Below are 13,650 nucleotides of genomic sequence, written 5' to 3'. Positions count from 1 at the left end.
GTCCCGGCACCACCCCGCGTCAATCCCGCAGTCGCGCCGCCGAGAACTCCAGCAGTTCGTCGAGAGTGGTCTCCCGGGGCTCGCCGTCCTGCGTGTCCCACTCCGCGATGTAGTACCCGCTGTGCCATTCGACGCGCCAGACGTGGCGGTGCCGGTTCTCGAACTCCACGAAACTGCCGTCCGCGCCGTCCAGCTCCCGCAGTTCCGACTCGAGGTTGCGCGGATCGGTGAAGCCGCGGCCGGTCTTCGTACTGCGGCCCAGCGTCCGGGTGTTGGCGAATCGCATCTTCAGGAAGAGCAGCGGCTCGCGCCCGAGGTTGTTCGGCCGCATCATGTCGAATCGGGTGAGCGCTTCCTTCAGCGATTCGTCACCGGCGAACTCCACGGAATAGGCGGGGAAGGCGAGCCGGACCAAAGGAGTGAACTCGGGCCGGTCGTAGTCGTAGAACTCGTGCACCTCGGGAGCAATGCACAGGACCGAGTCGAAGAGGTGCCCGCCCGGCGCTTCGAAGCCGTCCAGCGCACCGAAGTACGGGTTGCGCGCGACGATCTCCTCCTCGTGTGCGCGGGCGAAGGCCAGGGTCGCGACGGCAAGGTCCTTGTCGAACGAGTCGCGTGCGTTCAACTGCAACAGCCGCTTGCCGTCCGCGGAGAGCGCCCCTGCGAAATCGAGACGGGGCGCGGGCGCCCATGTCCAGGCGTTGTCCAGGCCTTCCAGCGGCGCCGCGTCGCGGAAGCCGGTGACTACTTCCCGGATGTCCATGAATTCTCCTTGGTCGGGTGCAGGAGGGTCAGGTACACGAGTATCCCGGTCCGACTTCCTGTTTGTACGTGGCTGTCATCTTGCCGCCGCCGCTCGAGTTCTCCTTGGCGCCCATCGGCTCCATATCGTCCACCTTGTTGTAGAAGTCCTTCCGCGACGCCTTGTCGGAGAATCGCCCCTCCCGGTTCCAGTGGTCGACGACCGGGTCTTTGTGCTCGTACGTTACCGTTTTGTGGAACGGCTTGGGATTGTCGGCGGCCGGGTCCCAGATCTTCCTGCCCTGGCCGTCGTACCAGTTCAGGTCCTCCCGTGGAATGCGATTGCCGTCGGCGTCGAGCGGCGCCCGGCCCTGCGTCCTGCCCTCGTCCGTGTAGTGCTCCGTCATGTGGTCGTGCGTGGACTGACGGTAGTCCGTGCCGTATTGGTTGTTGCGGGTGTACTTGGGCCCCTCGTCGGTCTTCGGCGGAAGGCTGGGATCGCGGCCGAACTTGTTGCCGTTGTTGGGGTCCTGCCAGTGCAGTCCGAGCGGGTCGGTCAGCGTGTACGGGTTCGGCACGTACGCGGTGTCGTTCGGTCCCGCGGTCAGACCGAGCGGGTCGGGAGTGACGTACTGGCCGGTCCGCGGATCGTAATACCGCTGGTAGTTGTAGTGCCAGCCGGTCTCCGCGTCGGCGTACTGGCCCGGGAAACGCAGCGGACAGTCGACACCGCCGTCACCGCCCCCCTGGGCCTGGGCGGGCAGCGGAGCCCCCCACAATGTGGTCCGTCGTGTCCACGCCAGCTCCCCTTCGGCCGAGACGAGCTCGGCGGGCGCCCCCGACAGGTCGGTGACGATGGCGTGGAAGCGGGCGTCCGTACCGGCGCGGTCGAGCTGCGCCACCGGCAGGAAGCTGCTGGGCGCGTAGTCCCAGGAAGTGGACCGGCCGTCGTCGTTGATCTGCTCGATCAGCCGGGCACCGTCCCAGACGAAGAGCGTCTGCTCGAGGAGCGCGCCGCTCTCGTCCACCCGCGCCTTCGCCGTCCGGCGGCCGGCGGGGTCGTACGTGTACTGCCAGCGGGCGCCGTCGGGGGTGGTCGTCGCCACCAGCTGGCTCTGGCTGTTCCAGGTGTAGGAGCGCACCCGGCTCTGGCCGTTGAGCAACCGGTGGACGCTGCGGACGATACGGCCCTCGGCGTCGTGCTCGAAGGTGGTGCGCCCGCTGCGCCGGATGCGGTTGCCGACGAAGGCGCGGCCCGCCTCCTCGGCGTCCACTCCGGGGGTCTCGGCCCGCGTGATGTTTCCCGCCGCGTCGTACGAGTACCGCTCGGACCACCCTCGGGCATCCACCGCGGAGACCCGGTTCGCCGGGTCGAGGGTGAACCGGCGGGTGCCGGAGGTGAGTTCGGCGATCGAGGTCGGGACGCCGTCCGGCCGGTAGGCGTACGCGCGCTGCTGGAGTGGCCCCGCTGCCCGGTCGGCGGCACGGTCGAGACGCTGCTCGCTGATCCGGCCCGCCGGGTCCCAGGACTGGGTGAGCGACACGCCGCCCGGCAGGCCGCGGTGCGTCTCCTGGAGCGCCTCGTTGTAGCCGAACGTCATGCGGTGTCCGGCGGTCTCCAGCGAGGTGGGACTGCCGACGCCGTCGTACGTCCAGGTGGATTCGATCCCGGTGGGCGTGCACCGCCGGGTCCGCCGGCCCAGCACGTCGTACTCGTACGTGGTGGTCCTGCCGTTGACGCTCTCCCACAGCAGCGCGCCGGCCGTGCTGTACTGACGCTCGATGGTGATCCCGGGGCCGGTCTCCCGGACGATGTTCCCGGTGATGTCGTAGGTGAGGCGGGCGGTCTGGCCGTCGGCGTGCGTCTCGACCGTCCGGCCGAACGCGTCCCGGGTGAACCGGATGGTCTCGCCCGCAGCATTGGTACGGGCGATCAGCTCGCCCATCGCGTCCAGTTCGTAGCGCAGCACACGACCGGTGAAGTCGGTCTCCGACGTGACACGGTTCGCCGCGTCGTAGGAGTAGCTCCAGATCCGCTGCTGCGGGTCGGTCACCGTCAGCAGGTTCAGCTCGCTGTCGAAGGCGTAGGTGTACCGGCTTCCGTCGCTGAGCTCGCGGGACGTGGCGACGCCGAAGGGACCGATGGTGAAGCTGGCCGTGCGCCCGATGGAGTCGATGTGCGAGACGAGATGCCCCTCGCCGTTCCACTCCCAGAACTCGCTCTCGCCGGTGCCCTGCTCGCGCCACACGGGGCGGCCCTCCGCGGTCCAGCCGAAGCGGGTGACCTGCCCGAGCGGGTTGGTGAAGGTGCTCACCCGGCCGAAGGGATCGCGTTCGATGGTGCTGACCGCTCCCTGGGCGTCGATGAACTCCACCGGCAGCCCGGCGGCGTCGTTCCTGGCCCGGCTGGTGCGTCCGGCGGCGTCGGTGACGGCGGCGAGGGCGCCGACCGCGTCGTACGCGTACTCCGTCCGGCCGCCCGACGGGTTGACGGTGGACGTGACGTTGCCCGCGTCGTCATAGGTGTGCAGCCACGCCGTGCCGTCGGGTTCCACCGCCCGCACCAGCTGCCGCAGTTCGTCGTAGACCGCTCCGGTGGACGCGCCGTCGGGACGGACCGCCGAGACGATGTCGCCCGCGGCGTCGTAGTCGTAGCGGGTGGTGGCGCCCAGGGCGTCGGTCTGGGCCACCAGGCGGTCGAACTCGTCCCACTCGTTGACCAGCGTCTGGCCGAGCGCGTTGGTCGACGAGACCAGCTGCATCCGTTCGTTGTAGCGGTACGTCGTGGTGTGGCCGAGCGAGTTGGTGTAGACGGTGGTGCGGGCCTCGTTGTCGTACGCGATGGAGCAGCTCAGGTAGCCGTCCTGGCCCACGCCGCTGACGCAGCGGTCCGCGTCGTCGTACTCCCAGCCGTACCAGCGGCCCGTGCGGTCGGTCCGCCGGATGATGCGGCCCTCGGCGTCGTACTCCAGCCGCTCGGTGTTCCCCAGGGCGTCGGTGACCTCCGTGAGGTCACCGTGGACGCTGTAGCCGTACCGGCGCAGGACGGTGCCCTCGGGGCCGTCCTCCGTGCCCAGCAGACGCAGGCCGGTGATGCGCCGGTCGAAGGTGTCGACGGCGAGGTGGTAGCCGCCGCTGTGCCGGACGGCGACAGGGGTGCCGTCGGCCGTGCGCTCGATCTCGATCCGGTTGCCGTTGCGGTCCGATATCGCGGTCAGCCCGAGGGACATCAGCCCGTCGGGCGCGCCGACGGGGGAGTCGACGGGCGTGAAGTGCCGGACGATTCCCGATGCCGGTTCGGTGATCCGGATCTCCCCGGCGGGCGTCCCGTCCCACTCCAGGGGCCAGCGGGGACCGCGGTCCGGCATGATCGGCCGGTCGGGCCGCGGCACCGGATAGATCAGCATCATCGCGTCGTCGGCGGCGAAGACCAGACCGTCGCCGTCCGCCTCGAGCCGCTGGTCGAGCGTGGAGGACCAGGAGGGTCCGAACCAGCGGCCGGTGCGGTAGGACGACACGTGCGTACGGGTCAGCAGCAGCGTGAGGATTCCGGCCAGGGACACGTCCCGATCGGCCAGCAGCATCTCGCCGGAGATCATGTCGATCGGGTCGCCGCCCTTGCAGCGCCCGGAGAACGGCTTGCCCGCCGCGACCTCGTCCTTCGCTCCCCGGCGCAGCGAGGTGAAGACGTCCTTGAACGCCTGGCCGCCCTTGCGGACGCCGTTGGCGATGTTCTCCAGGGCCTTGCCGCTCTTGAGGAGCGCGGGCAGGCTCTTGGCCATCTTGGCGAGGCCGCCGAGGGTGGTGAGGCCCTTGAACATGGGGATGCAGTCGAGGGCGGCGAACGCCACGTCCCAGAGGCTGGCTTTTCCTTGCGCGTATTTGACGAGGGTGTCGGCGAGGACGACGAGGGCGGCGGCGAGCACCAGCCAGGCGAGCGGTCCGCCGATGATCATGACGATGATGCCGAGGACGGCGACGATGACCTTGCAGACCGCGACGATCTCGTCCCAGTGGTCGGCGACCCAGTCGACCGCCTTCTCCCACCAGTGCTTGTTCTTGATCCCCGCGTCCGAGGCCTCGTGCAGCGCGTGCTCGGCGGTGCTCGCCGCGGTGTCCCGCAGATGGGCGGCCTGCGCGGCCAGCTCCTTCGCGGCGTCCAGCCGCTGCTGGGCGTCATGGACGGCGGTGTTCGCGGACCTCTGCGCGTTCGAGGCGTCCAACGCGTTACGGGTCGCGGTGCGGACTTCCTCGGCGGACGGCGGCTCGACGCCCGGCTTGGGGTCGGCCTGGTACTCCTTGGACTTGTCCCCGGCCCGCTTCACCCAGTCGTTCGCGTTGGTCTGGGTGGTCTTGGCGGCGTCCAGGTCCTGGCGTGCGGTGCGGCCCTGGGCCAGCGCCCGGTCGGCGTCCGACTGCGCCGTCTCCAGCTTCGGCCAGTAGGCCTCCAGCGCTCCCGAGGCGAGCCGGTAGGACTTCTCCAGCTTGGTCAGCTCGTTCGGCAGATCCCCGAACTGCTCCCGGTAGGCGTCACCCGACAGGCCCGCCCAGTCCTGGACGGCGCTGTCGCCACTCAGCCCCCGTACCGACCGAAGCGCCGACGAGACGTCATCGGCGAAGTCGCCCAGCTTGCGGGCCAGCTCCTTGACCTCGTACGGATCACCGGGCACCGGGTCCCGGTCCAGATCCAGTACATGCCAATCCGTCGGCCGATTCGCCACGGCTCAACCCCCCATGAATGATCAACTTCGGTCCAATTCTTGCATTGGACGACCAGTCGAACCGCCGGGAGAGGGTGGGTTGTTGAGAATCTGTTACGTCGTCCGTTGCTCCGCGACCGGCCGGGGCGAGCACGCGAAAGGCCCCGGGCGATCGCCCGGGGCCCTTCGTCTGTGCACCGCGTGCTCGGCGGCGGCGCCGTCACTGCTCGGCGCGCGCCTCACGGCGATTGTTACGGAACGTGTTCACCCGACGCGTTGTCGCGAAGAGCGGGATGACCGCCGCGGCGACGATCTGGAGCGCCGCACCGGTCTGGAGCAGCAGGTGCCCGCCCGGTACGTCCAGCGTCCAGGCCGCGAGGCAGCCCATGCTGATGAAGATCCAGGCCAGCGTGATCAGCGCGAGCCGACCGCGGGGCTTGGGGTACTCGACGCGGCTCATCATCAGCCACGCCACACCGACGATCGCCAGCAGCGTCGGGATGAACGGCAGCTCCAGCAGGACGACGGAGACGACCGTCATGGCGCCGAAGGGACTTGGCATGCCCTGGAAGACGCCGTCCCGCACCGTGGTGCAGGAGAAGCGCGCGAGTCTGAGGACCACGGCGAGCAGGACGACGACCGCGGCCACCGCCGAGACCCGACCGTGCGCATCGTCCGCGACAAGCCCCCACACCACCACGAAGTACGCGGGTGCGAGGCCGAAGCTGATCAGGTCCGACAGGTTGTCGAGCTCGGCTCCCATCGCGGAGCTGCGGAGCTTACGCGCCACCAGCCCGTCCAGGAGGTCGAAGACGGACGCCATCAGCATCAGCGTCACGGCCGTCGCGGCGTTGTGCCGCGCCATGCCGCCGTCGGCGGTGCCCATGAGGTGCGGCACCAGCACTCCGGTGGTCGTGAAGTACACGGCCATGAATCCGCAGATGGCGTTACCGAGAGTGAGGGTGTCCGCGATGGACAGCCGCGTGGACAGCGGGAGGTCGTCGACCTCTTCCTCCAGCTCGGTGACCCAGGGGGCCTGTGTGTCGGGATCAATCACGGTCAAGACGAGTCACCCCAGCCATGGTGGTCTGGCCGACCTCGACATCGGGCAGGACGCCCTCCGGGAGATAGACGTCGACGCGGGAGCCGAAACGGATCAGACCGATGCGCTCGCCCTGCTCGACCTTGGTGCCCGAGGGCACGTAGGGCACGATGCGGCGGGCCACGGCGCCGGCGATCTGCACCATCTCGATGTCACCGAGTTCGGTGTCGAAGTGCCAGACAACGCGCTCGTTGTTCTCGCTCTCCTTGTTGAACGCCGGTACGAACCCGCCGGGGATGTGTTCCACGGAGGTGACGGTGCCCGCGAGCGGTGCGCGGTTCACATGGACGTTCAGCGGGCTCATGAAGATCGCGACGCGGGTACGCCCGTCCTTCCACGGCATGATGCTCTGCACCACGCCATCGGCAGGTGAGATCACCCGGCCCTGAGCGATCTCTCGCTCAGGGTCACGGAAGAACCACAGCATGCCCGCCGCCAGGGCGGTGGTGGGCACGGCCACGGCCGCCCAGCGCCCGGAGCGGCGGGCGCGGACAAGGCTGACTGCCGCGGTGGCAACAGTCGGGAGGAGCCACGGCGACGCTCCGCGCGCGAGGCGGACCCGGCCGCGAGGTGCAGAGGAATGGCTGTGGGGCATGGAAGACCTTCGTAGCGGAGGATGCCGCAAGATGGTTCTGGGGACGGCGGCTTTACCAAGATGGTATCGGTTGGCACCCACAACTCGGCAAGCGCGAGGGCGAGTCGATGGCCGGTAACCGATGACTGGGTGTGACCTTCACCTCGGATATATCGTTTATATCAGGACATTTAACCCTGGATACGATACTCCTCCAGCAGCCTGCGGCCAATGATCATTTTCTGGATCTCAGCGGTACCTTCACCGATCAGGAGCATCGGGGCCTCCCGGTAGAGCCGCTCGATCTCGTATTCCTTCGAGAAGCCGTACCCGCCGTGGATGCGGAAGGCGTCCTCCACGACCTCCTTGCAGTACTCCGAGGCCAGGTACTTCGCCATGCCGGCCTCGAGGTCGTTGCGGTGGCCGGAGTCCTTCTTGCGGGCGGCGTTGACCATCATCGCGTGCGCGGCCTCGACCTTGGTCGCCATCTCGGCGAGCTTGAAGGAGATCGCCTGGTGCTCGATGATCGGCTTGCCGAAGGTGTGGCGTTGTTGCGCGTAGGAGATCCCGAGCTCGAACGCGCGCTGTGCGACTCCGCAGCCGCGCGCCGCCACATTGACCCGGCCGACCTCGACGCCGTCCATCATCTGGTAGAAGCCGCGACCGCTCTGACCTCCGAGAACGCGGTTCGACGGGATCCTGACGTCCTCCAGGATCATTTCCGTCGTGTCGACGCCCTTGTAGCCCATCTTCTCGATTTTGCCGGGCACGGTGAGCCCGGGAACCGTCGGATTCGGACCGAAGCCCGGCTCCTTCTCGATGAGGAAGGTCGTCATCGACTTGTGCGGCTTGGCCGCCGCTTCCTCGGGGGAGAGGCCCTCGTCGGTCTTGCAGAGCACGGCCACCAGGTTGGACGAACCACCGTTCGTCAGCCACATCTTCTGGCCGTTGATGACGTAGTCGTCGCCGTCCCGGACGCCCTTGGTGCGGATCGCGGAGACGTCGGAGCCCATCCCGGGCTCGGACATCGAGAAGGCGCCACGCACCTCGCCGGCCGCCATGCGGGGCAGGAAGTACTCCTTCTGCTCCTGCGTTCCGTGCTGCTTGAGCATGTAGGCGACGATGAAGTGAGTGTTGATAATTCCGGACACACTCATCCAGCCGCGGGCAATCTCCTCGACTGTGAGGGCGTATGTGAGAAGAGACTCACCAAGACCCCCGTACTCCTCGGGAATCATCAGCCCGAAGATGCCAAGTTCCTTCAAACCTTCAACGATTTCGGTGGGGTACTCGTCGCGGTGTTCCAGCTCCGTCGCGACCGGCAGGATCTCCTTGTCCACGAAGCTGCGGACGGTGGAGAGGATCTCCCGCTGGATGTCGGTCAGCCCGTCGGTCTGAGCGAGACGGCTCATGTCAGTTCTCCTGCAGGTCGGGGCGGCCGGGCTGCTCGCCGCCGCGTTCCTTGATGTACGTGGCGGTGGGGACCATGACCTTGCGGCGGAAGACGCACACCAGGGTGCCGTCCTGCTTGTAGCCCTTGGTCTCGACGTAGACGATGCCGCGGTCGTCCTTCGACTTGGACGGCCACTTGTCCAGGACGGTGGTCTGCCCGTAGATGGTGTCGCCGTGGAACGTCGGCGCCACGTGCTTGAGCGACTCGACCTCCAGGTTGGCGATCGCCTTGCCCGACACGTCCGGCACGGACATGCCCAGCAGCAGGGAGTAGATGTAGTTCCCCACCACGACGTTCTTGCCGAAGTCGGTGGTGTTCTCGGCGTAGTTCGCGTCCATGTGGAGCGGGTGGTGGTTCATCGTGAGGAGGCAGAAGAGGTGGTCGTCGTACTCGGTGACCGTCTTTCCGGGCCAGTGCTTGTAGACAGCACCGACCTCGAACTCCTCGTAAGTGCGACCGAACTGCACCGTCATACCTCCAACTTGTTCGCGAGCCGGATCTCGTCCACGATCCGGCCGATGATCTCAGTGATACCGAAGTCCTTCGGGGTGAACACCGCCGCCACCCCGGCGGCGCGCAACGCCGCCGCGTCCGCCGGCGGGATGATCCCGCCGGCGATCACCGGTACGTCGTCCACGCCGGCCCGGCGCAGCCGGTCCAGCACGTCCGGCACCAGGGCCGCGTGCGAACCGGACAGGATCGACAGGCCCACGCAGTGCACATCCTCGGCCACGGCCGCGGAGACGATCTGCTCGGGGGTGAGCCGAATGCCCTGGTAGACCACTTCGAAGCCGGCGTCGCGGGCCCGTACGGCGATCTGCTCGGCGCCGTTGGAGTGCCCGTCCAGGCCCGGCTTGCCGACCAGCAGCCGGAGCTTGCCGCTGCCGAGTTCGGCGGCGGTCGCGGCGACCTTGCGACGGACCTCGGCCAGTGGGGTGCCCGCCTCGGCGGTGACCGCCACCGGGGCGCTGCTGACGCCCGTGGGGGCGCGGAATTCGCCGAAGACGTCCCGCAGCGCCCAGGACCACTCGCCGGTCGTGACACCGGCGCGTACGCACTCCAGGGTCGCGGCCATCAGGTTCTCGCTGCCCGCCGCAGCGGCCTTCAGCGCCGCGACCGACTCCTGGGCGCGCTGCTCGTCGCGGTTGTCCCGCCAGGTGTGCAGCGCGCTCACGACGCGCGCCTCGTTGGCCGGGTCGACGGTCATGATGGCGGTGTCGAGGTCGGCGGTGAGCGGGCTGGGCTCGGTGCCCTGGTAGGAGTTGACGCCGACGATCTTCTCCTCGCCCGACTCGATGCGGGCGCGGCGCTCGGCGTGCGAGGAGACCAGCGCCGACTTCAGGTAGCCGGACTCGACGGCGGCCATCGCGCCGCCCATCTTCTCGATGCGCTCCATCTCGGCCGTCACCAGCTCCATGAGCTCGGTGACCTTGGCCTCGATGACGTGGCTGCCCTCGAAGATGTCCTCGTACTCCAGCAGGTCGCTCTCATGGGCGAGCACCTGCTGGATGCGCAGGCTCCACTGCTGGTCCCAGGGCCGCGGCAGGCCCAGCGCCTCGTTCCAGGCGGGAAGTTGCACGGCGCGGGCGCGGGCGTCCTTGGAGAGCGTGACGGCCAGCATCTCCAGGACGATGCGCTGGACGTTGTTCTCCGGCTGGGCCTCGGTCAGCCCCAGCGAGTTGACCTGCACGCCGTAGCGGAACCGGCGCTGCTTGGCGTCCTCGATGCCGTAGCGCTCCCGGGTGACGGTGTCCCAGAGGCGCCCGAAAGCCCGCATCTTGCACATTTCCTCGATGAAGCGGACACCCGCGTTCACGAAGAACGAGATCCGGGCGACCACCTCGCCGCGGCGGTCCTCCGGGATCTGCCCCGAGGCGAACACCGCGTCCAGGACGGCGATCGCGGTGGACATCGCGAAGGCGATCTCCTGGACCGGCGTGGCCCCGGCCTCCTGCAGGTGGTAGCTGCAGATGTTGATCGGATTCCACTTGGGGATGTTGTTGACCGTGTACGTGATCATGTCGGTGGTCAGCCGCAGTGAGGGGCCGGGCGGGAAGACATGCGTCCCGCGCGACAGGTACTCCTTGACGATGTCGTTCTGCGTCGTCCCCTGGAGCTTGCTGATGTCCGCGCCCTGCTCCTCGGCGACCACCTGGTACATCGCCAGCAGCCACATGGCGGTGGCGTTGATGGTCATCGAGGTGTTCATCCCCTCCAGGGGGATGTCCTGGAAGAGCCGCCGCATGTCACCGATGTGCGAGACCGGGACGCCGACCCGGCCGACCTCGCCGCGGGCGAGGATGTGGTCGGGGTCGTACCCGGTCTGGGTCGGCAGGTCGAACGCGACGGACAGGCCGGTCTGCCCCTTCGCGAGGTTGTTCTTGTACAACTCGTTGGACGCCTCGGCGGTGGAGTGGCCGGCGTACGTCCGCATGAGCCACGGACGGTCCTTCTCGCGCCTCGGCATCAGATGTTCCGGAAGCGGTTGATCGCCGGCAGGTGCTTCTCGCGCAACTCGTGGTCGGTGACACCGAGACCCTCGCCCGGGGCCAGCGCCAGGACGCCGACCTTGCCCTGGTGGAGGTTGCGGTGGACGTCGAACGCGGCCTGGCCGGTCTCCTCCAGGGTGTACGTCTTCGACAGCGTCGGGTGGATCTTGCCCTTGGCGACCAGGCGGTTGGCCTCCCACGCCTCGCGGTAGTTGGCGAAGTGCGAGCCGACGATCTTCTTGAGCGACATCCACAGGTAGCGGTTGTCGTACTCGTGGTTGTAGCCCGAGGTCGAGGCGCAGGTGACGATCGTGCCGCCCTTGCGGGTGACGTACACGCTCGCGCCGAAGGTCTCGCGGCCCGGGTGCTCGAAGACGATGTCCACGTCCTCGCCGCCGGTCAGTTCGCGGATCCGCTTGCCCAGCCGCTTCCACTCGCGCGGGTCCTGGGTGTGCTCGTCCTTCCAGAACTTGTAGTCCTCGGCGCTGCGGTCGATGATCGCCTCGGCGCCCATCGCCCGGCAGATGTCGGCCTTCTTGTCGCTGGAGACCACGCAGATCGGGTTGGCGCCGCCGGCCAGCGCGAACTGGGTGGCGTAGGAGCCGAGTCCGCCGGACGCGCCCCAGATGAGGACGTTGTCGCCCTGCTTCATGCCGGCGCCGTTGCGGGACACCAGCTGGCGGTAGGCGGTGGAGTTCACCAGGCCGGGGGCGGCGGCCTCCTCCCAGCTGAGGTGCGCGGGCTTGGGCATCAGCTGGTTGGACTTGACGAGCGCGATCTCGGCGAGGCCGCCGAAGTTGGTCTCGAAGCCCCAGATGCGCTGCTCGGGGTCGAGCATCGTGTCGTTGTGGCCGTCGGAGGACTCCAGCTCGACCGAGAGGCAGTGCGCCACGACCTTGTCACCGGGGTGCCAGGCGTTGACGCCCGGGCCGGTGCGCAGCACGACGCCCGCGAGGTCGGAGCCGATCACGTGGTACGGCAGGTCGTGCCGCTTGGAGAGCGGCGAGAGCTTCCCGTACCGCTCCAGGAACGTGAACGTGGAGACCGGCTCGAAGATCGAGGTCCAGACGGAGTTGTAATTCACCGAGCTGGCCATGACGGCGACAAGGGCCTCACCGGGACCGAGCTCGGGAACCCGCACGTCGTCCAGGTGCAGGGACTTGCGCGGGTCCTTGTCGCGGCTGTCGAGGCCGGCGAACATCTCGGCCTCGTCCTTGTGGACGGTGATGGCGCGGTACGACTCGGGCAGCGGCAGGGCTGCGAAGTCGGCGGCGGAGCTGTCCGACGCGAGAATCGCGTCCAGGATTTCCTTCACGGGGTGCCTCCGGCGAAGCGCGACGTAGAAACGTTTGAGGGAACGTCGGCGAGGGCTGACGGGTGACTGGTGCCGTCGGTTCGGCGGGGGTACTGCTCCCGTGACGGTCGCACGGGTGAAACCGGTGCGCGCGGTGGCGCGGTGGTTCCCCCGGACGGGTCCGGGGATGCCTGTGACGCAGGCGTCCGGGCCTTTGGGGACAGACGGCGTGCGTGGGATCACCACACGCCGCCCGCCCGGACACGGCTTACGTTATGGCACGCGGTGCCACTCGTAAAGACACTGCGTGCCAACAATTTCTCTCAAGTGTCATCCCGGCGCCACAAACGAGCAACAGCGGCCGCCCGGATTGCCCGGACGGCCGCTGTTGTGCACCTCTGAGGAGGCTGGGCGGGCGGTCAGCCGCCCCGCAGCGCCCGCTCGATGACCCGCATCACTTCGGCGGGGGAGGCGTCCGTACGCGCCACCGTGACCACCACCTCACCGGTCTGCGAGACCGCCGCGGCGGGCGTCGAAGGGGGCCCGGACAGCCGCCCGACCCCTATGCCGGTGCCGAAGGTCGCCTTGATCACGTCGAAGGCGTGGTCCAGCTGCGCCTCCACGTCGCCCTTGCCGCCGGCCCGCAGCCAGCGCCGCAGCACATGGTTGTGCGCCGCCACCACGGCCGACGCGGCGACCTCGGCGAGCAGCGGGTCGTCGTCGCCGTCATGGTGCGCCGACTCGTCGAAGTGACCCAGCAGATAGCGGGTGAACAGCCGCTCGTAGCGGGCCACCGAAGCGATCTCGCGCTCCCGCAGCGTCGGCACCTCACGGGTCAGCCGGTACCGCTCCACGGAGACCTCGGGGGACTCCGCGTACATCCGCAGCACCTCGGTGATACCGCGGCAGACGGTGTCCAGCGGGTGCTCATGGGGTTCGGCGGAGTCCAGGACGGCCTGGACCCGCACCAGGGTGTCGTCGTGGTCGGGGAAGATCGCCTCTTCCTTGGACCGGAAATGGCGGAAGAACGTCCTGCGGGCCACCCCGGCCGCCGCCGCGATGTCGTCCACGGTCGTGGCCTCGTACCCCCGGGACGCGAACAGGTGCATCGCGGAGGCGGCGAGGTCCTGCCGCACCCGGTGGCGCTGGGCGGCGGCACGGCGGCCGTTCGCCGTCGCCGGCGCCGGGCCTTCGGCGGTGCTCTTCGTCGCGGACTTGAGGGGCTGGGCCATACGTGGAACGTACTCCATGGCCGGGCCCGCGCGGGACGTACGGGGCGGCCGGGACGGCCCTCGCG

The 13,650-nt window shown here is 68.6% G+C and carries 9 protein-coding genes; all 9 read right to left on the bottom strand.

Going from position 1 to position 13,650, the window contains the following annotated elements; all coding sequences use genetic code 11:
• Positions 1-19: 19 nt before the first annotated feature.
• The 9 genes from AC07DC_RS06565 to AC07DC_RS06525 all read right to left on the bottom strand — a co-directional run bounded on the left by AC07DC_RS06565 (position 20) and on the right by AC07DC_RS06525 (position 13,603).
• On the bottom strand, positions 20-763 hold the full coding sequence (locus AC07DC_RS06565; RefSeq protein WP_478912379.1) for a hypothetical protein: 744 nt from the start codon (positions 761-763) through the stop codon (positions 20-22).
• Between the two features lie 28 nt (positions 764-791).
• Positions 792-5,462, bottom strand: a complete 4,671-nt coding sequence (locus AC07DC_RS06560) for an RHS repeat-associated core domain-containing protein (protein ID WP_478912377.1) — start codon at positions 5,460-5,462, stop codon at positions 792-794.
• 199 nt (positions 5,463-5,661) lie between these two features.
• Entirely contained in the window at positions 5,662-6,504 is an 843-nt protein-coding gene (pssA, locus tag AC07DC_RS06555) for a CDP-diacylglycerol--serine O-phosphatidyltransferase (RefSeq protein WP_138355547.1), read from the bottom strand.
• Positions 6,491-7,138, bottom strand: coding sequence for a phosphatidylserine decarboxylase (locus AC07DC_RS06550; RefSeq protein WP_478912376.1), 648 nt, complete (start codon positions 7,136-7,138; stop codon positions 6,491-6,493). Before AC07DC_RS06550 ends, pssA begins: the two co-directional genes overlap by 14 nt.
• Before the next feature lie 170 nt (positions 7,139-7,308).
• Positions 7,309-8,529: an acyl-CoA dehydrogenase family protein gene (locus tag AC07DC_RS06545; protein ID WP_478912374.1), complete on the bottom strand. Its 1,221-nt coding sequence runs from the start codon at positions 8,527-8,529 to the stop codon at positions 7,309-7,311.
• Between the two features lies 1 nt (position 8,530).
• Complete coding sequence (locus AC07DC_RS06540; RefSeq protein ID WP_277441394.1) at positions 8,531-9,037, bottom strand: MaoC family dehydratase; 507 nt, start codon at positions 9,035-9,037, stop codon at positions 8,531-8,533.
• A gap of 2 nt (positions 9,038-9,039) precedes the next feature.
• Positions 9,040-11,037 carry a protein meaA gene (locus tag AC07DC_RS06535; protein ID WP_478912373.1) on the bottom strand — a complete coding sequence of 666 codons (1,998 nt, stop codon included), beginning with the start codon at positions 11,035-11,037 and terminating at the stop codon, positions 9,040-9,042.
• Positions 11,037-12,374 (bottom strand): crotonyl-CoA carboxylase/reductase, encoded by a 1,338-nt coding sequence (gene ccrA, locus AC07DC_RS06530; RefSeq protein WP_478912371.1) that lies wholly within the window; start codon positions 12,372-12,374, stop codon positions 11,037-11,039. Before ccrA ends, AC07DC_RS06535 begins: the two co-directional genes overlap by 1 nt.
• A 398-nt stretch (positions 12,375-12,772) precedes the next feature.
• The gene (locus AC07DC_RS06525) at positions 12,773-13,603 is read right to left on the bottom strand and encodes a TetR family transcriptional regulator (protein WP_478912369.1); all 831 of its coding nucleotides are present in this window, start codon (positions 13,601-13,603) and stop codon (positions 12,773-12,775) included.
• Positions 13,604-13,650: the final 47 nt, after the last annotated feature.

The organism is Streptomyces sp. NPDC045021, from assembly GCF_056432645.1.
This window is presented reverse-complemented; position numbering and strand designations above follow the sequence as displayed.